The organism is Phyllobacterium sp. SYP-B3895 (genome assembly GCF_009647635.1).
GTDB classification, from domain to species: Bacteria; Pseudomonadota; Alphaproteobacteria; order Rhizobiales; family Rhizobiaceae; genus Phyllobacterium; species Phyllobacterium pellucidum.
The window spans coordinates 931616-952935 of the sequence record NZ_WJIG01000003.1 but is presented as its reverse complement, the minus strand read 5'-3'; the positions used below and the strand labels follow the sequence as shown (position 1 = coordinate 952935).

Here is a 21320-nt window from a genome sequence, read left to right as displayed (position 1 = left end):
ACATAACGGCTTTGAGCTCTCGGTCGAAGCCTGATCAGGATTCGAGATATTTCGACGGATCAACCGGCGTCGAGTTCTTGCGCACCTCGAAGTGCAATTTCGGCTGGGTGGCGTTGCCGGTCATGCCCGACTTGCCGAGTTCCTCGCCGCGCTTGACCTTCTGTCCGCGCTGGACATTGAGCTTGCTGGCATTGCCGTAGACGGTGACAAGGCCGTTGTCGTGGCGCACGAGCACGGTATTGCCAAACTCCTTCAAGCCGTCGCCCGAGTAAATGACGACGCCATTCTCGGCAGCTTTGATCGGCGTGCCTTCGGGTACCGAGATATCGATGCCATCGCTGCCCTTGCCGTAATTGGCGACGACACGTCCACGCACCGGCCAGCGCATGCCGGTGACGCCGGTCGCCGATGGTGCTGCGGCCACGTCCTTCTCCGCATCGTCGATGACCTTCTCGCTCGCCTGCGGCGGCGTATACGGCTTGGCCTGGCCGTCGGGCTGGGCATTGGCCGGAGTTGCTGCAGTCGGCGCGGCGTTGGCGACAATCTTGGGTTGTTCGGCGGGCGGCGTCGATGCGGTCTTGACCTGGTCGACCGCGCCCTTCGACTTCATGTTATTGGCGACATTCTGCGCAAGCGAACCGCTGGAAGGCGGAATGATCAGCGACTGACCGATACGGACGGTACCGTCGGTCATATTGTTGGCCTGCTTGATGGCCTCGACATTGGCGCCGGTCTTGCGCGAGATCGCATGAAGCGTATCGCCGCTCTGCACCGTATAGGCACCGTTATTATTAGCCGGCGTCTTTGCAGACGTAGAAGCGTTGGGCTGCGTTGCTTTTACCTGCGGCGCTTGCGGCATTACGGCAACTTTGTTGGCAGAATTGTGGGCTGGCTGGGCAGGCATGCGTGCTTCACGTCCGTCGGGGGTCTTCAAAGTATTTGTGCTGGAGCCAAGCGGTGCCGCCCGCATGGGCTGGACCGGTTCAGCGGATGCCATCTGCTGGCTGCGCGCCGGAGCGCTGGCAACCGGAGCAAGCGCAGGACGCGAGGGCTGCGACGATACGGGCGGCAAGGCCGACGCACTGGCTGCGCCAACTGGCGGCAGGTTGCCGCGCTGAACTTTTCCGCTGCCGACCGAAGCGGTCTGCGTCGAATCGACCGGCGGCGTATAGGGCTGCGGGCCGTTGTTCTGCGCCATGACGGAGCGCTGGTTATCGCTGTAGCCGGAGCTGAAATCGGCGCTGGTGAAGCGCTGCACGCCTGAGCTGCAACCTGCAGCCAATCCAGCAACCGTAAGAATAGCGGCATTTAGAGCCAGCCGCCGTGACGCTTTGTCTAATGTACTCAAACGCATCGCATGTCCCGCCCGTACTCAATACAAGTTTATTGACGCCATTAGATCGCGTTAATGTTACCCGACGGTTAAAGTGCTCATAAAATTTGCGAAAAATTCACCAAACCCGTAAAGGGTTGCCCTTCGTCGGCTTAGAGATAGCCACGCGGGGGAGCTACGAGCTGCGCCGAGTGCACGTAGTTGATTACGTCTATCAGAGCGCGGCGGAAAGGCCTTCGAGAAGCGGCAGGAAACGCACCGGCATCATGTCCTGGCGCTCGAAACGGCTGCCGATCTTCGAAAGGCGGGCCATGACCTGCCTGCCCTCAAGCGCGCCGATCGGCGCGATCATCACGCCGTTCGACGACAAGAGGTCGACGAACTGGCGCGGCAGGCTCTCGAACGAGCCCCAGACAATGATGCGGTCAAACGGCCCGTCATTGGCAAGGCCATGCCTGCCATCGGCATGTTTGACGAAGGTGTTCTCGATCTTCAAAGCTTGCAGCCGTTGCTGGGCAAGCTCGGCAAGCGTTTTGTAGCGCTCCAGCGACAGGACACGGCCAGCAAGGCGCGCCATGACGGCGGCTGTGAAGCCAGTACCGGTACCAACCTCCAGCACGCGGTGCGTCGGCTCGAGATCGAGCGACTTGATGAGCTGCGCCTGCAGGTCGAGCCCTTCCATGAACTCGCCGCACTCGATTGGCAGCATCCCCTGGCCATAGGCCAGAGTACCAAGATTGCCATTGACGAACGCCATGCGCGGCGTCGCCTCGAAGGCTCCGAGCAGGCGTTGGTCGGTGTTGCCGAGCGAGCGCATGCGCAAAACGAACGCGGCAAACCCCTCCCGTTCGGACAATGCAGGCTTCATGCGAAGGCATCCTCCAGCGCCGCACGCGTTTCGTGCGCGGTGAGGTCGAGCTGGAGGGGCGTTATCGAGATGAAATTCTTGCGGATCGCCGCGACATCGCTGTTCTCGGCCGGCACATCCTTGCCCCGCCCGTAGCGCAGCCAGTAGTAGGGCAGACCACGTCCGTCATGACGCTCTTCGATGGCGAGGCCATGGGAAAGCTTGCCCTGCACGGTCACCCGCGTCCCGGCGACAGCGCCGGCGTTGCAGTTCGGGAAATTGAGATTGATGAGGACGCCCTTCGGCAATTCGACGCCGAGCAGCTTCTTCAACAGGTCCGGCGCATGCGCCGCCACGACGTCCCAGGGCAGCACCCGGGCATCGCCCTCAAGGCCATATTCCTGCGACAGCGCAATCGACCTGATGCCGAGCAGCGTGCCTTCGATGGCCCCGGCGATGGTTCCCGAATAGGTGACGTCATCGGCTGTGTTCGATCCCGCATTGACACCCGAGAGGATAAGGTCAGGCGGCTCGGGCATCAGACGCTTCACGCCCATGATCACACAATCCGTCGGCGTGCCGCGCAGTGCAAAGTGCCGCTCGTCGATCCTGCGCAAGCGCAGCGGATTGGAAAGCGTCAACGAGTGCGCAAGACCGCTCTGGTCGGTTTCCGGCGCGATCACCCAAATATCGTCCGAGAGGCTTCGGGCAATGCCTTCGAGCACACTCAGACCTTCCGCATGAATTCCATCATCGTTGGTCAGAAGTATGCGCATTGCCCTATCCTTGCCTGTTAAGCGGCTCTTTCGATTCGTGTCAGCCCACCCATATAGGGCACGAGTGCTTGAGGAACCGTAACGCTGCCGTCCTCATTCTGGTAATTTTCGACAACCGCGATAAGCGCGCGCCCGACCGCGACACCGGAGCCATTCAGCGTGTGGACGAAGCGCGTCGACTTCTCTCCTTCCGGCCGGTAGCGCGCATTCATGCGACGGGCCTGGAAATCGCCGCAGACCGAGCAGCTCGAAATCTCGCGGTAGCTCCTCTGCCCCGGCAGCCAGACCTCGATGTCATAGGTCTTCTGCGCGCCAAAGCCCATGTCGCCCGTGCACAGCGTCACGGTGCGGAACGACAGATCGAGACGCTTCAGAACCTCCTCGGCGCAGGATGTCATGCGTTCATGTTCCTCGATCGAACGATCCGCATCGGTGATCGACACCAACTCGACCTTCATGAACTGGTGCTGGCGCAGCATGCCCCGGGTATCGCGCCCGGCCGACCCGGCTTCCGAACGGAAGCATGCGGTCAATGCGGTCATGCGCAGCGGCAGGTCGCGTATGTCGAGGATTTCCTCGCGTACGAGATTTGTCAGCGGCACTTCGGCGGTCGGGATGAGGTAGCGGCCTTCGGTCGTTTGGAACAAATCCTCGGCAAATTTCGGCAATTGGCCCGTCCCGTACAGAACCTCGTCATTGACGAGGAGCGGCGGGCTCACTTCCATGTAGCCGTGCTCTTGCGTGTGCAGGTCCAGCATGAACTGTCCGAGCGCCCGCTCGAGCCGTGCAAGCTGGCTCTTCAGCACCGTGAAGCGGCTGCCCGAAAGACGCGCGGCGCGTTCAAAATCCATGTAGCCGAGCTGTTCGCCGATCTCGAAATGCTCCTTCGGCTCGAAGGCGAAGTTCTTCAGCTGCCCAATGCGGTGAACCTCGACATTATCGGACTCGTCCTTGCCGACCGGCACGCTCTCGAGCGGAACATTAGGCAGCACCGATAGCGCATCGGTCAGCGCACGGTCGAGCTGACGCTCTTCCTCTTCGGCCGACTGCAGGAACAGCTTTATGTCGGCGACCTCTGCCTTCAGCCGATCCGCAGTCGCCTGGTCCTTGGCGCCCATGGCCTTGCCGATTTCCTTGGACGCAGCGTTGCGGCGCTCCTGCGCCTCCTGCAATTTGCCGATATGCTGACGGCGCTTCTCATCGAGCTCGATCAGGCGGGACGACGCTGGCTCATTGCCTCGTTTGGCCAGAGCTGCGTCAAGCGCTTGCGGATTCTCGCGGATCCATTTGATGTCGAGCATGGGAGTAAAGCCGTCTTGGATGCGTGGTAAAATGGGCCCGAAGACCCGGCGAAATCGGAGAGTGTCAGGAGGAGACTTCGCTTGAGCCCGATTGCGCTTCGGCTTCGGCCGCTGCACGCTTCCTCTCGACCAGACGCACCATCCAGATCGAAATCTCGTAGAGAATGATCGTCGGGAGCGCAAGACCGATCTGGCTGACCGGATCCGGCGGCGTAATCACGGCGGCAACGATGAAGGCGATAACGATGGCGTATTTGCGCTTCGACTTCATGCCGTCATAGCCAACGAGACCGACGCGGGCCAGCAACGTCGCAACGACCGGAAGCTGGAACACCAGGCCGAACGCGAATATCAGCGTCATGATCAGGCTGAGATACTCGGAAACCTTGGGCAGGAGCGAGATCTGTACTTCTCCTGCGACGCCTTGCTGCTGCATGGCGAGGAAGAACCACATCACCATCGGTGTGAAGAAGAAATAAACGAGTGCCCCGCCCATGAGGAAGAGGATCGGTGACGCAACGAGAAACGGCAGGAATGCCATGCGCTCATTGCGGTAGAGGCCAGGCGCGACGAATTTGTAGATCTGCGAGGCGATTACCGGGAAGGCTAGCACGATGCCACCGAACATGGCGATCTTCACCTGCGTGAAGAAAAATTCCTGCGGCGCGGTATAGATCAGCTGAGCCTTGGCCGGATCGAAACCCGCCCAGCCCACGGCCCATTGATAAGGAATAACCAGAAGATTGAAGAGCTGCTTGCCATAGTGGAAACAGCCGAGGAATGCGACGAAGAACGCAACGAGCGCCCAGATCAGACGCCGGCGCAATTCAATGAGGTGCTCGATCAGAGGCGCTGAGCTCTTGTCGATTTCGTCGTCGGACTTGTTCAAGATTGTTTCCCCGTATCGCCAGTCTTGGCGCGCGGCTTGGCCGTTGTCTTTGCGGGAGCCTTTGCAGCCTTGGAAGCGGCGGTCTTGGCGGATGCGGCCTTGGCGGGTGCGGCCTTCGCTTCGGTTGCCTTGGCCACCGCCGGCTTTGCCTTCCGTACAGCCGGTTTCTTTGCCGGAACTTCAGTCTTGGGCTCGGCGACAGTCGAGGCGGCGGCCTGCGTCGCTGCTGGCAATGGTTCCATCACCTGCGGCTGGAGCTGTGCTGCGCCGGGCGCGCTCGGATCGGGAATGGCAACGTTATCCTTGGCTGATGCAGCCACGTCCTTGAGACTTGAGCGAATATCCTCGCCCATCGTCCTTACCGGATCGAAAACCTTGCGGATATCGCTGCGCGGATCGAGGCTTTTAGCGTCGTTGATGATGTCGCGGACATCGTCAAGCTCCGCTTCCTTGAGCGCCTCGTCGAACTGGCGGCGGAATTCTCCGGCCGTTGCACGAAATTTCGCTGTTGCCTTGCCAAAGGCGCGTATCATCTTCGGCAAATCCTTCGGACCGACCACCACGATCAGGACGATCACGATAACCAGGATTTCCGACCAACCGACTTCAAACATTCAACATGCTCCAGCGCGGCAAATCCGCCGCGCCCATGACGAGGCTAATCATTGCCGATCAAGACTTGGTCGTCTTTTCCTTGACCGAGTTCACCGGCTGGCCAGTCTGGTTGTCGATCGTCTTCGAGCCTTCGGCCGTTGCTTCGTCTTCATCGCTCATGCCGCTCTTGAAGTTCTTGATGCCCTTGGCAACATCGCCCATCAGTTCCGGAATTTTGCCGCGACCGAACAGAAGAAGCACGACTGCAAGCACGATAAGCCAGTGCCAGATTGAAAAACTACCCATAATTTCCTCACATTCGCCCAATGGTTCGGGCTGATCTATGCCTTTTCCCCGTGCTTTTCAAACACTAGAGCTGCTTGCTCTTTCACATTCATGTAAGCGACGCGCAAGGCCCAAGTTTAAAACCCGCACAAAATCTTGCGTGACGGGTTGTTTAGGCCACATTATCCTTAAGTCCAAAGCTTGTCTCAATCATGTTCGACGCGCGGCGTCAAAAGACCAAGCTCCTCAAGATCGATGTCCGTCAGCGGATCCTCATCCTCGGTCAGCTCATCCGGATCATTGGTCGGAACGGGCACGGCGAAATTTGCCGGCATGCGCGCCGACAACAAGCCTGCCCCGCGCAGTTCATCGATGCCCGGCAGATCGCGCACCTCCTGTAGGCCGAAATGATCGAGGAATGACGCCGTGGTGCCATAGGTGATCGGCCGCCCCGGCGTGCGTCTGCGGCCGCGGAACTTTATCCAACCCGTTTCCATAAGGACGTCGAGCGTTCCCTTCGACGTTTCGACGCCGCGAATATCTTCAAGCTCCGCGCGCGTCACCGGCTGGTGGTAGGCGATGATAGCCAAGACCTCGAGCGCCGCCCGCGACAGCTTCTTCTGCTGCACCGCCTCGCGGTTCATCAGGAAGGCGAGATCCGCCGCGGTCCGAAACGCCCAGGCGCCGCCGACCTGACGCAGGTTGATACCGCGCTTTGCATAAAACTCCTGAAGCTCGCCGAGGAGCGCCGGAACATCGACGCCTGACGGCAGCCGCTCCTGCAACGCCTTCTCGGTCACGGGTTCAGCGGACGCAAACAGGATCGCTTCCACCATGCGCAGAGCCTCGGAAATCCCGATCCGCGCTGTCCAACTCGCGCCCGGCTCCAGGATTTCGTCGTCTTCCAGCGAGTCGTGAATGTTGTCAGCCATTGACCACATCCTCCATCGGCTCGAAATAAGGCTCGGTCGCCTTGGTCTGCCGATTGCGCAGATAGATCGGATTGAAGGCGCCGGTCTGGCGAATTTCTAGATGGCCTTCGCGCACCATTTCAAGGCTTGCCGCAAAGGAACTCGCGATTGCAGTTGCTCGTTCTGCCGGCGAGACGATAAATTCCAGGAGATACTGGTCGAGAGCGGTCCAGTCCTTCATTTCGCCGACAAGGCGCATGAGGATTTCTCGGGCATCCTTCAGCGACCAGACACTGCGCCGCGCGATCTGCACCTGCGACACCGCCTGCTTCTGCCGCTGCGAGGCGTAGGCCGTCAAAAGCTCGTAGAGCGTCGCGGCATAAGTGTTGGTCTGGTCAACTATGACTGCTTCGGGCATGCCGCGCGCAAAGATATCGCGCCCGAGCCGCGGGCGATTGACGAGCTTCATCGCCGCATCGCGCATCGCTTCGAGGCGCTTCAGCCGGAACTGCAGGGTTGCAGCCAGTTCCTCGCCACTTTCGCCGTCATCGCCCGGCGACTTGGGGATCAGCAGCTTGGATTTCAGATAGGCAAGCCAGGCGGCCATGACGAGATAATCGGCCGCAAGCTCAAGCCGCAAAGCCTGCGCCTGGCGAATGAAGACGAGATATTGTTCGACGAGCGCGAGCACGGAAATGCGCGCAAGATCGACGCGCTGGTTGCGCGCCAGATGCAGCAACAGATCAAGCGGCCCTTCGAAGCCCTTGATATCAATGACCAGCAAAGGCTCACTGACGCCGCGATCGGACGGACTGTCCCAAAGCGCCTCCATGGGCGCTCCGTTATTGCCGCTTAGCTTCTGTTCCGTCGCTGCCAAAAGTCTCTCACGCTTCTATGCCACCGCCTCGAAATAGCGCTGGAATTCTTCCCGGAGTTCCTCCTCATTGGAGGCATCCGGCCGCTTCCTGTATTCAATTGCCCGCTTTGCACGCTCGAATGCCTTGCCTTCGAGCTCCGGCGTACACGATGCAACTGCCCGCATCTGATCCATGATGCCATGGCAATGAAGCACGATATCGAGTCCGGCGGCAAAGATTGCTTTGGTGCGATCGAAATAATCCCCAGAAAGTGCGTTCATGGAGATGTCGTCGCTCATCAGCAGCCCGTCGAAGCCAATATGGCCACGTATAACCTCTTCGACAACCTTTCCCGACGTCGTCGCCGGATTCTTCGGGTCTATGGCGGAGAAGATCACATGCGCGCTCATCGCCATCGGCAAATCCGCAAGAGCGCGGAACGGTGCAAAATCATGGTCCGCCAACGCATCGAATGGTGTCGTTACTGTCGGCAACTCATGATGCGTATCGGCAAACGCGCGGCCGTGGCCCGGCATGTGCTTCATGACCGGCAACATGCCGCCGGCGATCAGTCCGTCCGCTGCGGCGCGGCCCATGGCCGTGACGATCTCAGGCTCCTTGCCATAGGCACGGCTGCCGATGACGTCGTTAGCGCCCTCGACCGGAACATCGAGTACAGGGAGGCAGTCAACATCGATCCCGCGTTTCAGAAGGTCGAAGGCGTGCAGGCGCGACAAGAGCCATGCCGCGCGCAGCCCTTCTTCCTCATTTTCGCGATAAAGCGCCCCGAGGGCCGAACCGGAAGGATAATTGGGCGCCAGCGGTGGACGCAGGCGCTGCACGCGCCCGCCTTCCTGGTCAATCAGCACGAGCGCATCCTCGCGATCGACGAGATCGCGCAAGTGCGCGCACAGATCCTCGATCTGCGCCGGTTCGCTGACGTTGCGGGCAAACAGAATAAAACCCCACGGGCGCTCATCGCGGAAAAACGCAATTTCGTCTGGGGTCAGTTTCAATCCGGCAGTGCCGGCAATCCATGCTTTTGATTCGCTCATGCGAGAAGTCTACTTCCTCAATCTAAAAAAGGAAAAGGCGGCCGGAGCCGCCTTGTCTCATTCGTTGTAGGGCCGATCACTGCGTGACGAAGCAACTGCCACCGGCAGACTTGTATTTCGTGCATAGATTGATCGCGTCAGCCTTGGATCCTGCCGGGATGCGCACCCGGAAGAACGTGCCCTTGCCGGCAATCTCGGCCTGCTTGATGTCAACGCCGCGACCGCCGATCACACCTGCATATTTCTGCGAGAGCGATGCATAGGTCTTCTGTGCGCCTTCGACGTTCGGCTGCGATGCGATCTGGATCAGGTAGCTGCCCGCTGCCGGGGCAGCAGAGGCGACCTGCTGTCCTGCGGCATTCTTTGGCGGCACGCGGTCGACGATGTCGACCGGCTGATCGGCGGGGCGATCGACAACCGGTGCATTCCGAGGCGCCGCCGACACGGAGGCGACCGTTTCCTGCGTGATCTTCTTGGTCTCGACCGCCTTCGGCGCAACTTTTGCGGCGACAGGCGCCTTGGCGGGCTTTGCCGGCTCCGGTGCAGCGGCCTGCGCCGGGGCGGCAGGTGCATCATTGCTCTCGACCAGATCGCCAATGGCATCGTCACCCGAGGTATCGGCCATCTGCGGCGCGGTCGGAGCGTCGTTCGCTACGGCCGCAGCCGCCGGACGATCGACCGGAGCAGCGGCGGGACCGCTGCTGAGCGCCTGATCATTCTGCGGGATCGATGCGACCATCGTTCCGTCCGGCTTGACGACCATGGTCTGGACCTTGCGCGGCGCCAGCGTATTCGTATTGGCCGCCGGCTGCTGATCGTTGGCTGCGGTATCCTGCTCGGCCGGATCGACCCGTGCATCGACCTTGTCGGTCGCCGGATCCTCGGCATCTTCATCGGCGGCTAGATCGACTGGATCTTCGCGCGTGGTCACGAGCTGATCCTGCTTTGGCGCCGTCGGTGCAGCCGTTGCATCCTTGTCGTAGACTGCCTTGTCCTGATTGGGCACGATTGCCGTACTGGTCGTCTCGGGTTGAACCTTGATCGGCGTCTTGTCGGCCATGATCACAACCGGGTCACCGCCCGCACCGCCGGTCCACTTATAGGCAACGGCGCCAGCGACAGCGACGAGCACCACGGCAGCGGCCACACCCGGCACGAACAGGCTGCTGCGGCGCTTCGCCTGCTTTTCGCCGTAAGGCGTTGCGGCGATATCGACGTTGTCGCGGCGAGGATCGTAGCCGAAATCATTGTCGTCCTCGGGACCATAGGCCGGCGTCGTGTGATGCTGGCGGGCACCCGCGGCTGCCGCACCCATGGCGGCGACACCAGCGGCGGCCGCATAACCAGCCGGACTATACTGGCCCTGCTCGGCCTTGTTGCCAAACACATCGGCAAAGATGTCGGCGTATTCGTCTTCTTCGGGCTCGGCTTTCGCCGCAGGTTCCTCAGCGACTGACTGGCTCGAACGCACCTCTTCGGCCTCGATCGATCCGAAGACTTCGGCAAATTCACTCTCGAGCTCGCCGAGCGCATGATGTTCGGGAGCATCGTCCTCGTAATGCACTTCCGGCAGGTCGAGCGCTTCGGTGAAATCGACGCGATTTTCCGTTACCGAGATCGTGTCGACGTCAGGGGCAGCATCGATCGCCGATGCGGCCCGGTCGAGTTCATCTGCGTAGTCATGCAGATCGTGAACTTCGGGAAGCTTCGGTGCGCTCGCGACCGGCATCGCAACCGGAACTTCGAGCTGCTCGCGGACGGGTGCCACTTCTGCAGCCGGCTCGACAGCCTGATAGAGCGGGAACACCGGCTGGCTCTCGGCAACTTCTTCCTCGGCCTCGGCCGAAACGTCAAAATCGTCGAACGCCGCCATCAATGCCTCAGAGTCGAACTCGTCGTCAGCTGTCTGGGGCTGCTCATCGGTGGCTTCGTAGCTCTGCTGCGTCGGTTCCGGCGCGTTGTAGGCGACCGGTTCGGGCGCCCTGTAAACGGCAGGCTCCGGGGCTGGCTGGTGAGCGGCCGGCTGCTGATAGGACATCGCCCGAGCAATCGACGGGGCGGGATGCTCCGCACGGCCGGTCATCTGCGCCTGCGATCCATAACCCCAGGAGGCAGTTGCCGAACGCTGCACCACGGGTTGCGGCGATCCAGCGAGAAGGTTCTCGAGTTCGTCTTCGAGGCTCATCGATGGCGCATCGACCACCGAACGGCCCTCACCTGCCTCATTGTCAGCATAAGAAAGGTCGGGCTCGTAATCGGCATAATCCGGTTCGGCATAGGCCGTGAGGGGTCCTGACGCCGCTTCATGACGGCCGTAATTCGGATCGCTTGCGAGTTCGCGCTCGATGGCTTCCTGAAAATCGTCCACCGCATGGCGATCGTCATCCGCCTGCTGCTGGTGATCAGGAACTTTCGCAGCGGACTGCACGGGCGCAGGCTCGTCGAAGCCTCCCATGAGTTCGCGTTCGAGGTCCAAGGCAAAGGCGTCGTTCGACGCGGCATCATGCCCTTCATCGGGCGTTCCCATGATACGGGAAAGCTCCATCAAAGGATCGTCATTACCGAATCGCGAATCATCCTGCCGGTGAGAACGCTGAATAATATTGTCCGCCATAGCGTTAATCCTGTACTCAACTGTGGGACGTCCGCAAACGTCTCGCATTGGCCTTACCAGCGCAATGTGGGCAAAAGTTGTCAGAATTGCTACGCTTTTCGGCGGTTTATACCGTGTTATACCCGCTTTTAGCGCATTTCGGTCGGAGCGTCCGCACCTATTATTGTCAATCCGGACGCCAAGACTTTCGAAACAACCTGAACCAGCCCTAGCCTGGCTTCTGACAAGTTTGGATCGTTAACCTTAATAAAACGTAAGTCCGGATTTTCCGTGCCTCTGTTCCACTGCGTATGCAGCGCGCTGGCAAGGTCATAAAGGTAGAATGCGAGCCGGTGCGGCTCCTGATGGAGCGCCGCTGTCTCGATCAGCCGGGGATACTCGGCCAGCTTGCGGATGAGCGCGATTTCGCTCTCGTCGGTCAGCAAACCGAAGTGCTGCGCGCTGCCCGCCAATGCTTCTTCGCCAATACTCATCTGCTCCATCGCCTGCCGGAAAACCGAGTGGCAGCGGGCCGAGGCGTACTGGACATAGAACACCGGGTTGTCCTTCGAATGCTCTGTCACCTTGGCAAAATCGAAGTCCAGCGGCGCATCGTTCTTCCGGTAAAGCATCATGAAGCGGACGGGATCGCGTCCCACCTCCTCGACAACATCGCGCAGCGTCACGAACTCGCCGGAACGCTTCGACATGCGAACAGGTTCGCCATCGCGAAAGAGCTTTACCAACTGGCAGATGAGCACCGTAAGCTTGGCAGTGCCGCCTGAAACGGCGCGCGCCAGCGACTCGAGCCGCTTGATATAACCGCCATGATCGGCGCCCAGCACATAGATCATCTCGTCGAAATGACGGTCATACTTGTCCTTGAAGTAAGCAACATCGGCGGCGAAGTAAGTGAACTGCCCGTCAGACTTTACCAGCGGCCGGTCGATGTCATCGCCGACATCGGTCGAACGGAACAGCGTCTGCTCGCGATCTTCCCAATCTTCCGGAAGCTGGCCCTTCGGCGGCGGAAGTTTGCCCTTGTAGACATGACCCTTCAACGTCAGGTCGTTGATAGCCGACCGGATCAGCTTCGCATTGTTCGCATGCAGGGTCCGCTCCGAGAAGAACACGTCGTGATGCACATTCAGCGAAGCAAGATCATCGCGGATCATCGCCATCATGGCATCGATCGTCCGGTTCTTGACGATGGCAAGGGCCTCTTCTTCCGGCATTTCCAGTAGTTTGGTGCCGAAATCGCTTGCAAGCGCCTGGCCGACGGGAACGAGATAGTCGCCCGGATAGAGCCCGGCGGGAATTTCGCCGATCTGCTCGCCAAGCGCTTCGCGGTAGCGCAACATCACCGAATTTGCCAGAACGTCGATCTGCGACCCGGCATCATTGACGTAATATTCCTTGGTGACGTCATAGCCAGCAAACTTAAGAAGATTCGCCAGGGTGTCACCGACGACGGCGCCGCGGCAGTGGCCGACATGCATCGGTCCCGTCGGATTGGCCGAAACATACTCGACGTTGACGCGGTGCCCGTAGCCAAGCTGCGAGCGCCCATAATTGAGGCCCGCGCCTTGCATGATCGCCAATTGCCGGTGCCAATAGGAGTCTTTCAACCGCAGGTTGATAAAGCCTGGTCCCGCGACATCGACGCTGCCCACATCGGGATCGCTCTTTAGCGCCTCTCCTATCCGCACGGCGAGTTCGCGCGGATTCTGCCCAACTGCCTTGGAAAGAACCATGGCGGCATTGGTCGCGATATCGCCGTGGCTCGGATCGCGCGGCGGCTCGACGCCCACGCGGGACAGATCGATTTCGCTGCCTTGCGCAGTCTTGAGTTCAAGCGCTTGCAGGGCTTTTTTTATCCGCGCGTCGAAATCGGCGAAGATGTTCATGACGTCATACTCGTTTGGGTTTTAGCAGGGTCTAGCGGTTAGCTACCGCAATTTGCGCCCGCATTAAGCTAAATCGGGCGTATGGTCAAACAGGCGTCGGTGTTCTCGCACAGCATAGGTGTCGGTCATGCCGGCAAGAAAATCGGCGACGAGCCGGGCCCGCATGATCGCACCCCCCTGTTCACCCTCCTCCCGCCAGCCCTCGGGCATCGATTGCGGGTCGGCGAGATAAGCATCGAAAAGCTCGCGTACAATCCTGTCCGCCGATCTGCGCACCCGCATGACGCTGTCGTGGAAGTAGAGATTCTTGTAGAGAAATGCCTTCAGCGATTTCTCCTCTTCCCGCATCGAAGCGGAGAACCCGACAATGGCACGACCCGCAGCATGAACATCGCCAATATTGCGCGGCCTGACCGCGTCAAGGTTTGCCTGCGCCGCCCGAATGACATCTTCAACCATGATCGTGATCTGACGCCGCACGATCTCGTGCGACGTGCGTACATCGTCAAGCGATGGGTATTTCTGCCGGACCGCACGCAGGATGCCGCCGGTAATGGCAACATCTTCCAGGCTGTCAAGCGAGAGAAGTCCAGAACGCAACCCGTCATCGATGTCGTGGGCATTATAAGCGATATCATCGGCAATCGCAGCGCACTGCGCCTCAAGCGAAGCGAAGTTCGCAAGTTCGAGGTCGAACCTTGCATTGAACTCGACAATCGGCGCGGGGACAGGATGCTCGAGCCCCTCGCCCTTTGCATTGGTCAGCGGCCCATTGTGCTTGACCAGCCCTTCAAGGGTTTCCCAAGTGAGGTTCAGCCCGTCGAAATCGGCATAGCGCTTTTCAAGGTTCGTCACGATCCGCAGTGACTGCGCATTGTGATCGAAGCCGCCAAAATCGCGCATCCTTTCGTTGAGCGCATCTTCGCCCGTGTGGCCGAACGGCGTGTGGCCAAAATCATGGACCAGCGCGATCGCCTCGGCGAGATCCTCGTCGAGCCGCATCGAGCGCGCCAGCGCCCGCGCAATCTGCGCAACCTCTATCGTATGGGTCAGGCGCGTGCGGTAGTGGTCGCCTTCATGGGCGATGAACACCTGCGTCTTGTGCTTCAGCCGGCGAAAAGCCGTCGAGTGAATGATCCGGTCGCGATCGCGCTGAAAAACCGTACGCGTCGGGCTTTCGCTTTCAGCAACCAGCCGTCCGCGGCTCTTTTCGGGGTCGCAGGCATAGGGCGCCCTTTCCCTATACCCGAACCCGATACCCTGCATGGACATTCTCGAACTTCCCTCACGCGCAGCTCCCAGTTGGCAGGAACGCGCGCGCCGTTGACTTCACAGTCGCCAATTCTTAGCTATGCTATATGATGAATGGCAAGGTGTGACATGATAATGTCGATCCGGCCAAACAGGGTGCGGAGTAATCCGCGAAGGAAGCTTGAGCGAATGACCGAAGCCGTAAACATTTCCGTATCCGATGCCGCTGCAAAGCGCATATCGGCTATCCTGAAATCCGATCCCGAGAAGACGGCGCTGCGCATCTCGGTCGAGGGTGGCGGCTGCTCCGGGTTCTCCTACAAATACGATCTGGTCGATGCCCAGGACGCAGACGATATCGTCATTGAAAAGCTTGGCGCAAAGGTGCTGATCGACGCGATTTCCCTGCCCTATATCGGCGGTTCGGAGATCGACTTCGTCGACGACCTGATGGGTCAGTCGTTCCAGATACGCAATCCCAACGCCACGGCGTCCTGCGGCTGCGGAACGAGCTTCGCAATCTGAATTCCCGTCATTGCCGCCGTCGCAACCCAGAGCGGATCCCATGAAAATCGTTACCTGGAACATCAACGGCGCCAAGGCGCGCATCGACGTCCTGACAACATGGCTGCAGGAATCCAATCCTGACATCGTCTGCCTGCAGGAGATCAAATCTGTCGATGATTCCTTTCCACGCTTCGAGATCGAAGCGCTCGGCTATCATGTCGAAACGCACGGCCAGAAGGGATTCAACGGCGTCGCAATTCTCTCCAAGAAATCGCCCGATGAGGTGACGCGCGGCCTTCCCGGCGATGACAGCGACGAACAGGCACGGTTCATCGAGGCGGTGTTCTCGACCGAGCGAGGCACGTTGCGTGTCGTGTCGCTTTATCTGCCGAATGGCAATCCGATCAACACGGAAAAATTTCCATACAAGCTGAACTGGATGGCGCGACTTGAACGCTGGGCCGAAGCGAGGCTGGCGCTGGAAGAGCCGCTGATCCTCGCTGGCGACTACAACGTCATTCCCGAACCCATTGATGCAAAAAACCCGGAGGTCTGGGTGAACGATGCGCTGTTCCAGCCAGAAACCCGTCAGGCGTTCCGCCGCCTCGAAAACCTCGGATTCACCGATGCCGTTCGCAATGTCAGCGAAGAAGCTGGCATTTACACCTTCTGGGACTACCAGGCCGGGGCCTGGCAAAAAAATAACGGCATCCGCATCGATCACCTGATGCTGTCGCCGGAAGCAACCAATCTCCTCGAATCCGCAACCATCGAGAAGCATGTGCGTGCCTGGGAAAAACCCTCCGACCACGTACCCGTAGCGATTTCAATCGCCTAACATCATGTATTGGCAACGCGCGGTATAATATCTCTGAAACAAACCTGAAATATTTCTGAAACAATTCTTTTAGAATCGTGCGGCATCACGCACGCCTCCAAGTCCACATAAACTATAGTCGCATTGACGGATTGATGTGCCGTTCCGTATGGGGTGCGCACACTTACGGCAATATTTATGCCGTTCATTTCAAGCAAGCATTTTGCATCTGAACGTTATGACGACTGGAGATTGAATTTGAGCGATAATCGCACGCACAGGCAGATGAGCCGCCGCAAATTCATGGAAATGATGGGTGTGAGCGCGGGCGGCGTCGCGGGGCTGAGCATGTTGCCGCCGGCCATCCAGCAGGCGCTGGCAATCGAGCCGAACAACGCGACCGGCACGATCAGGGATGTCGAGCATGTCGTGATCATGATGCAGGAGAACCGGTCATTCAATCACTACTTCGGAACCTATAACGGTGTACGCGGCTTTACCGACCCGCGGCCCGTGGTCTCTCCAGCTACCGGCAAGGACGTATTCCGTCAGCCGATTACCGACAGTCTTTCCAACAAGGACGGCAAGCGCTGCGGCGTGCCCTTGGGGACGAGCGAAGTCCTGCCCTACCCGATCGACTACGACAAGACGGGCGAAGGCCTGCGCGGCACTGACCATGGCGTCACCAGCGGCCAGTCCTGCTGGAATCACGGCCGCTACGACAACTGGATCGCCGCAAAGGGCGATGTCCTGACGATGAGCTACCTGCGCCACAAGGACGTAAGCTATCACCGCTATCTCGCCAACGCCTTCACCGTTTGCGATTATTACTTCGTATCCTGCCATGGCGATACGATACCGAACCGCCAATTTCTGGTATCAGGCGCCGCCGCCAATCCTGCCTTGAAAAATCCGAAGGTGATTTGGCCGTCGTGGGACAGAACGCCGGCCGTGCGCGTTGTCTCCGACTGGACGACCTATCCGGAGCGCATCGAGAAATTCAATGCAGAGCGGACTGATCGTGGACGGAAAATTACCTGGCGCACCTACCAGGGCGGCACAGGCAAACCTGGCGAGCCGACCGATTGCTACGAGGAAAACAACCTTGCCTATTTTGCCGCCTATAACGACCAGCCCGTAAAGGGGTGCTACTGGGTGGATGGCGTCTGCTACAAGGATGGCAAAGCATATACGGGCAGCCTGGACAATCTCTCGACGCTTGTCCGAAACGGCGTCACAAACCGTTCGATCGCACAGATGCGCGAGGATGTCCTCAACAATCAGTTGCCCAATATCTCATGGGTCGTGGCGCCCGCTAAAAACTGCGAACACCCATCCGCGACAGTGACCGACGGTGCTTACTATATCAACGAGGTACTGAGCGCTCTGGTCGCCAATCCCGAGGTGTGGAGCAAGACGATCTTCCTGCTCAACTACGACGAGAACGACGGCCTGTTCGACCACGTTGTGCCACCCATGCCTGTCGATGAAAAGGGCCCGGGCAAGATGTCGCCCTCGCTGTTGAATGGCCTCGACCGCGAACTGTACAACCACGAGAATGAATGGGTCGGCCAGTATATCGGCTTCGGACCGCGTGTGCCGATGCTGGTAGTCTCGCCATGGAGCAAGGGCGGGTGGGTGTGCTCGGAAGTATTCGACCACACCTCCACGTTGCGCTTCCTCGAAGCGCGCTTCGGCCTAGAGAGCGACAAGACGGGCGTGGAAAACCCGCTCTACGAGAGCAATATCACGCCGTGGCGCCGGGCGATCGTCGGCGATCTTACCTCGGCGTTCGACTTCGCCAAGAATGATGCTGCCTTCGTGGCCTATCCGAAAGGCGGGCCATTCGTGAACAAGAGTGGAAAGTTTCCCCCGAATGTGCCGCTCACCAATGCCATGCCGGAACTGGAAAACCCGGTAGCGACGTTTGGCACAGACAATACCAGCAATCCCGATTTCTCCCGGAGATCCCGGCCGCTCCCCTACGAGTTTCACGTCAACGGGCATTTGGATGCTGCAAAAAAACAGCTGGTGGTCGATTTCGTCAACGCGGGCAAAGCGGGAAGCTGTTTCTACGCCTACGACTATGTGCTCAAGGATCAAAAGCCGCGCCGCTATTCGGTGATCAAGGGGGAACCGTTGCAGGATGCGTGGGATGTGACCGACAAGGGCTATAACCTCGCCATCCATGGGCCGAACGGCTATCTGCGCCAGTTCAAGGGCGCCCTGACAGCCGAACTCGAAGTCGATCCTGAAGTCGAAATCCTGTATCAGGCAAACGGTGACGTGACGCTCAAGTTGGTCAATGCCGGAACAAAGGACCAGATTCTCAAAATTACGGTTCTTTATGACAAGATCGGATCGGCCGATCGCACCCCATCTACGAAAACGCGCCCGCTCAAGCTTCTGACCTGCGTCCCGCAGTTCGAGGAGATCAAAACGCGGTCAGGCTGGTACGATATTTCGGTGGAATTGGTCAATGAAAGCGGCAAGTCCGATGGCATCTATCTGCGCCGGTTTGCAGGTCATGTCGAAACGGGCGCCGCGAGCGTTACCGACCCGTTCCTGACCTTCAACAATGTGGAGACGGCTTAGGCGAGAATAGACCTGCCCGGGCAATTTTGCGCGGGCAGGCTTTCAGAAATCGCCGGTCTTGATGATGTCCTCGGCAAGCACCATTGCTGTCCGCCGGTCGGCTTCGTCGGAAATCGAGAATGCCTGTTCCTGGATATCGCCGATCCAGGCGCGATCCTGCTTGCTCGCGTGTTCGAGCGCAGCGGTCATCATGGCGAGGCCGCGTACGGTCTTGCCGGCCTGGAACAGAAGATTGCCGAGCATGGCCTGCGCGCCGGCATTGCCTTTCTGCGCGGCGAGACGGAACCAGCGGGCGGCTTGATTGGGATTGGACTGCCCGCCCTCGCCCTTCATCAGCATCTTCCCGAGTTCGAACTGAGCGTCGGAATCACCGAAGTTGGATGCGGCCTGCATGTAAAGGTCGCGGGCAGCGCTTGGATTGGCCCCGACCGGTGAATTCGGGATGCCGCGCTTCAGGTAGCCTGCGAGCGCCACAAGGGCGTCAGCGACGTAGCTCTCGTTCTGCGTTCCCTGGTCAGCGCCCTCGCGAATGACCTGCTCGAACATCTGGTAGGCCTGGTAGTCATCTTCCTTGACGCCGTCACCCTCGGCATACATGCGGGCAAGTTTCCAGTTAGCGCCCTGATGGCCCTTTTCCGCGGCGAAGCGCAGCGCTTTGACTGCCTCGTCCTTGTGCCCGTTCTTATAGGCTGAAAAACCGAACTTGAAGAGCGCGAAGGGACTGGAATCCTCCTTCACCTCATTCTGTGTATCGAATGCAAAGCAGGGCGCCGTCATGGCGCTCATCAGAAGGCCAATCCCGATCAGGGGTGCACGAAGACGATCAGCAATGACCATGGCAGCAATCTTCCTTCGCCCGGATCAGTTGTGTCGCTGCATCAATGCGCGCCATCGCAACCTTGCGGGCCCAATCCCCGCCGCGCTGCTCTGACAGGGCAGCCATGGCCGGAACCTCAATATCCTGCACATCATTCCAGCAATCATTTGACAGATTTCCGGCAATACTGGGGCTGTCAGTAAAATGATGGCGAAACGTCAGACGACGATCTGAAAAACTGCCATGCGGAATAAGTATTGCGTCCATCATTTCCCCGTGCGGAACATCAGCACTATTACTCGATGTTTTTCCGCCGCCCATTCGAGGTGCGCTGGGTTTGTGGCGCAAAATGGGCAAATTTGTTCCCCGAACCCGTGCGGAAGATCATGCCGGACAAGTGTTGCTGAATCGTCACAAAATCAGTGACCTAGCGGACATGGCGCAACAAAAAGCCCGGCACATGGCCGGGCTCTTTTGGGCGCGCGGGTTCTGATCAGAACTTGACCTTGCCGGAGATGGACAGAGCAGTCACAAGATCATCGCCGAAGTCATAGGACACGTCGGTGCCGCAAGTCTGATTGCCCGGGCATGGCGTAGGGCCGTAGGAACCGGAGGTAAGCATACCGACGGCACCGCCCACACGCAGTTCGACATTCTTGTTGGGAGCGTAGGCAACACCGCTCGACAGAAGATAGGTGTCCGTCTGGGTGGTCAGGCCCGTTGAGGTACCGCGGTCCCAGCTGAGCTGCGCGGAGGCTGACCACTGATCGTTGAACTTGTGGCCAAGGCCCGCAGAGACAGTCCAACCATCCTGGAACATCAGGTCAAGCGAGGTCAGGCGGAATGGCGAGCTCGGACCGCATGAACCAAGCGACTTCGTCGAAGTCGGGCAGAAGGCGATGACTTCGAGAACGCTCCAGTCAACCCACTTCACCGTACCGAAGGCGAGCCAGTCCGGAGCAATACCGGTCTGCCAGTTGAACTGGACCGACTGCGGCATGGTCGCGGTGCCGTAGACATCCGTGATCCGGCCGACGAATGGATTGCGCAGCGCGCCCGCCATGACGCCAGGAATTTCCGTCAGGTCCACCGTGCCGTTGATCTGGCCGAGATCGATCTCGGCATTGTAGATCAGGCTGGCGCGAAACGCGTATTCTGGAATTTCGTAGGCAGCACCAACGCGCCAGCCAACACCGTCTGCCTCAAGATCAAGAAGTCCACTTCCGTCAAAGCCGGCAGCCGCAGGTCCAAGTGCGCCCTGAATAATGGCCGGCCCAAGAACGAGGCGGCGCTTGAAGCCGGAGACTTCCTGGTACGATACGCCGCCGATAGCGCGCAGTTGGCCTTTGCCTACGTCAAAGCGATAGGAGCAGGTCAGGCCATAATCATGGCTGCGGATCTTGGTCTCGATGTTCTGGTTGGCACCTACCCAATCATAGCCGGGGTCGGTGTGAACGCCCCACGGTTCGGCGTAGCTGGCAAGACAGTCGGCATCGTCGGTGAGGCCGACCTTCACGCCAAAACGCGGAACCGTATAGTCCGGGGTTTCGTCCACGGATGTCGCGCCGCCGCCAATGCCGTTCGATCCAAGACCGTCGCGCGGATTGGTATCAACCGCATTCTTGATCCGCCGTTCGGGCATCACATAGATGGCGCCGGCTTCCGAAGCGAAGCGGCCCGGTTCGAACAACAGATCCCAGTTATAACCTCCGCGCTCGAGCCCCCCGGCCTGAGCAGCGGAGGCCACACTTGCCAAGAGCAATGCCCCGCCCACGATTTTCGATATTGCCCCTGACATAAAACCCCTCCCGAAGTCCAAAAAGCACGCTGAACATCAATACGGTTCAGCAGAATTGTTACTAATACGTAATAGGTAACAAAGCTCGCAGAACGTGCAACGACTTTAAGGGAGGACTCTCTTTGGTTGAATTAACGGGTTTTTGCAAAACCACGAAATTTGCCGCCTCGACGCGACGCTTTTCGCA

Annotated in this window: 19 protein-coding genes; 3 read left to right on the top strand and 16 right to left on the bottom strand. The window is 59.3% G+C overall.

The window, feature by feature from the left end; all coding sequences use genetic code 11:
* Window positions 1-34 precede the first annotated feature (34 nt).
* From GF108_RS17160 to GF108_RS17100, 13 genes are all read right to left on the bottom strand, one after another.
* Complete coding sequence (locus GF108_RS17160; RefSeq protein ID WP_153669287.1) at window positions 35-1354, bottom strand: M23 family metallopeptidase; 1320 nt, start codon at window positions 1352-1354, stop codon at window positions 35-37.
* A gap of 193 nt (window positions 1355-1547) precedes the next feature.
* On the bottom strand, window positions 1548-2201 hold the full coding sequence (locus GF108_RS17155) for a protein-L-isoaspartate(D-aspartate) O-methyltransferase (protein WP_027231473.1): 654 nt from the start codon (window positions 2199-2201) through the stop codon (window positions 1548-1550).
* Complete coding sequence (surE, locus tag GF108_RS17150) at window positions 2198-2956, bottom strand: 5'/3'-nucleotidase SurE (protein ID WP_153669285.1); 759 nt, start codon at window positions 2954-2956, stop codon at window positions 2198-2200. The genes GF108_RS17155 and surE overlap by 4 nt, the downstream gene beginning before the upstream one ends.
* 17 nt (window positions 2957-2973) lie before the next feature.
* On the bottom strand, window positions 2974-4257 hold the full coding sequence (gene serS / locus GF108_RS17145; RefSeq protein WP_153669282.1) for a serine--tRNA ligase: 1284 nt from the start codon (window positions 4255-4257) through the stop codon (window positions 2974-2976).
* Between the two features lie 64 nt (window positions 4258-4321).
* Complete coding sequence (gene tatC, locus GF108_RS17140) at window positions 4322-5146, bottom strand: twin-arginine translocase subunit TatC (protein ID WP_113280711.1); 825 nt, start codon at window positions 5144-5146, stop codon at window positions 4322-4324.
* Entirely contained in the window at window positions 5143-5760 is a 618-nt protein-coding gene (gene tatB, locus GF108_RS17135; protein WP_153669280.1) for a Sec-independent protein translocase protein TatB, read from the bottom strand. The genes tatC and tatB overlap by 4 nt, the downstream gene beginning before the upstream one ends.
* 58 nt (window positions 5761-5818) lie before the next feature.
* The gene (locus tag GF108_RS17130; protein WP_153669278.1) at window positions 5819-6046 is read right to left on the bottom strand and encodes a twin-arginine translocase TatA/TatE family subunit; all 228 of its coding nucleotides are present in this window, start codon (window positions 6044-6046) and stop codon (window positions 5819-5821) included.
* Window positions 6047-6231: 185 nt separating this feature from the next.
* A complete protein-coding gene (scpB, locus tag GF108_RS17125; RefSeq protein WP_153669276.1) occupies window positions 6232-6957 on the bottom strand; it encodes an SMC-Scp complex subunit ScpB in 726 nt (241 codons plus the stop codon).
* A complete protein-coding gene (locus GF108_RS17120) occupies window positions 6950-7813 on the bottom strand; it encodes a ScpA family protein (protein ID WP_172982663.1) in 864 nt (287 codons plus the stop codon). Before GF108_RS17120 ends, scpB begins: the two co-directional genes overlap by 8 nt.
* A 15-nt stretch (window positions 7814-7828) precedes the next feature.
* Window positions 7829-8848: a beta-N-acetylhexosaminidase gene (gene nagZ / locus GF108_RS17115; RefSeq protein WP_153669274.1), complete on the bottom strand. Its 1020-nt coding sequence runs from the start codon at window positions 8846-8848 to the stop codon at window positions 7829-7831.
* A gap of 76 nt (window positions 8849-8924) precedes the next feature.
* Entirely contained in the window at window positions 8925-11462 is a 2538-nt protein-coding gene (locus GF108_RS17110) for an SPOR domain-containing protein (protein ID WP_172982662.1), read from the bottom strand.
* Between the two features lie 128 nt (window positions 11463-11590).
* The gene (gene argS, locus GF108_RS17105) at window positions 11591-13348 is read right to left on the bottom strand and encodes an arginine--tRNA ligase (RefSeq protein ID WP_153669270.1); all 1758 of its coding nucleotides are present in this window, start codon (window positions 13346-13348) and stop codon (window positions 11591-11593) included.
* A gap of 63 nt (window positions 13349-13411) precedes the next feature.
* Entirely contained in the window at window positions 13412-14620 is a 1209-nt protein-coding gene (locus tag GF108_RS17100; protein ID WP_153669268.1) for a deoxyguanosinetriphosphate triphosphohydrolase, read from the bottom strand.
* A gap of 168 nt (window positions 14621-14788) precedes the next feature.
* On the opposite strand from GF108_RS17100, the gene erpA reads away from it, so the two are divergent.
* From erpA to GF108_RS17085, 3 genes are all read left to right on the top strand, one after another.
* Window positions 14789-15124, top strand: a complete 336-nt coding sequence (erpA, locus tag GF108_RS17095; RefSeq protein ID WP_027231485.1) for an iron-sulfur cluster insertion protein ErpA — start codon at window positions 14789-14791, stop codon at window positions 15122-15124.
* 40 nt (window positions 15125-15164) lie between these two features.
* Window positions 15165-15944, top strand: coding sequence for an exodeoxyribonuclease III (gene xth / locus GF108_RS17090; RefSeq protein ID WP_153669266.1), 780 nt, complete (start codon window positions 15165-15167; stop codon window positions 15942-15944).
* Window positions 15945-16181: 237 nt separating this feature from the next.
* Window positions 16182-18518: a phosphocholine-specific phospholipase C gene (locus GF108_RS17085; protein WP_172982661.1), complete on the top strand. Its 2337-nt coding sequence runs from the start codon at window positions 16182-16184 to the stop codon at window positions 18516-18518.
* Between the two features lie 42 nt (window positions 18519-18560).
* Here GF108_RS17085 and GF108_RS17080 read toward each other — a convergent pair whose 3' ends face one another.
* The 3 genes from GF108_RS17080 to GF108_RS17070 all read right to left on the bottom strand — a co-directional run bounded on the left by GF108_RS17080 (window position 18561) and on the right by GF108_RS17070 (window position 21133).
* Window positions 18561-19355: a tetratricopeptide repeat protein gene (locus GF108_RS17080; protein WP_036814315.1), complete on the bottom strand. Its 795-nt coding sequence runs from the start codon at window positions 19353-19355 to the stop codon at window positions 18561-18563.
* Window positions 19342-19692: a hypothetical protein gene (locus GF108_RS17075; RefSeq protein ID WP_153669261.1), complete on the bottom strand. Its 351-nt coding sequence runs from the start codon at window positions 19690-19692 to the stop codon at window positions 19342-19344. The genes GF108_RS17080 and GF108_RS17075 overlap by 14 nt, the downstream gene beginning before the upstream one ends.
* A 136-nt stretch (window positions 19693-19828) precedes the next feature.
* Window positions 19829-21133 carry an OmpP1/FadL family transporter gene (locus GF108_RS17070; protein WP_153669260.1) on the bottom strand — a complete coding sequence of 435 codons (1305 nt, stop codon included), beginning with the start codon at window positions 21131-21133 and terminating at the stop codon, window positions 19829-19831.
* Between the last annotated feature and the right edge of the window lie 187 nt (window positions 21134-21320).

Coding starts and splice junctions, on each gene's coding strand:
- GF108_RS17130 (WP_153669278.1), bottom strand. CDS start 6,046: ATGGGTAGTTTTTCAATCTGGCACTGGCTTATCGTGCTTGCAGTCGTG.
- tatB (WP_153669280.1), bottom strand. CDS start 5,760: ATGTTTGAAGTCGGTTGGTCGGAAATCCTGGTTATCGTGATCGTCCTG.
- GF108_RS17100 (WP_153669268.1), bottom strand. CDS start 14,620: ATGTCCATGCAGGGTATCGGGTTCGGGTATAGGGAAAGGGCGCCCTAT.
- argS (WP_153669270.1), bottom strand. CDS start 13,348: ATGAACATCTTCGCCGATTTCGACGCGCGGATAAAAAAAGCCCTGCAA.
- GF108_RS17155 (WP_027231473.1), bottom strand. CDS start 2,201: ATGAAGCCTGCATTGTCCGAACGGGAGGGGTTTGCCGCGTTCGTTTTG.
- GF108_RS17110 (WP_172982662.1), bottom strand. CDS start 11,462: ATGGCGGACAATATTATTCAGCGTTCTCACCGGCAGGATGATTCGCGA.
- GF108_RS17080 (WP_036814315.1), bottom strand. CDS start 19,355: ATGGTCATTGCTGATCGTCTTCGTGCACCCCTGATCGGGATTGGCCTT.
- serS (WP_153669282.1), bottom strand. CDS start 4,257: ATGCTCGACATCAAATGGATCCGCGAGAATCCGCAAGCGCTTGACGCA.
- erpA (WP_027231485.1), top strand. CDS start 14,789: ATGACCGAAGCCGTAAACATTTCCGTATCCGATGCCGCTGCAAAGCGC.
- GF108_RS17160 (WP_153669287.1), bottom strand. CDS start 1,354: ATGCGTTTGAGTACATTAGACAAAGCGTCACGGCGGCTGGCTCTAAAT.
- GF108_RS17070 (WP_153669260.1), bottom strand. CDS start 21,133: ATGTCAGGGGCAATATCGAAAATCGTGGGCGGGGCATTGCTCTTGGCA.
- surE (WP_153669285.1), bottom strand. CDS start 2,956: ATGCGCATACTTCTGACCAACGATGATGGAATTCATGCGGAAGGTCTG.
- xth (WP_153669266.1), top strand. CDS start 15,165: ATGAAAATCGTTACCTGGAACATCAACGGCGCCAAGGCGCGCATCGAC.
- scpB (WP_153669276.1), bottom strand. CDS start 6,957: ATGGCTGACAACATTCACGACTCGCTGGAAGACGACGAAATCCTGGAG.
- nagZ (WP_153669274.1), bottom strand. CDS start 8,848: ATGAGCGAATCAAAAGCATGGATTGCCGGCACTGCCGGATTGAAACTG.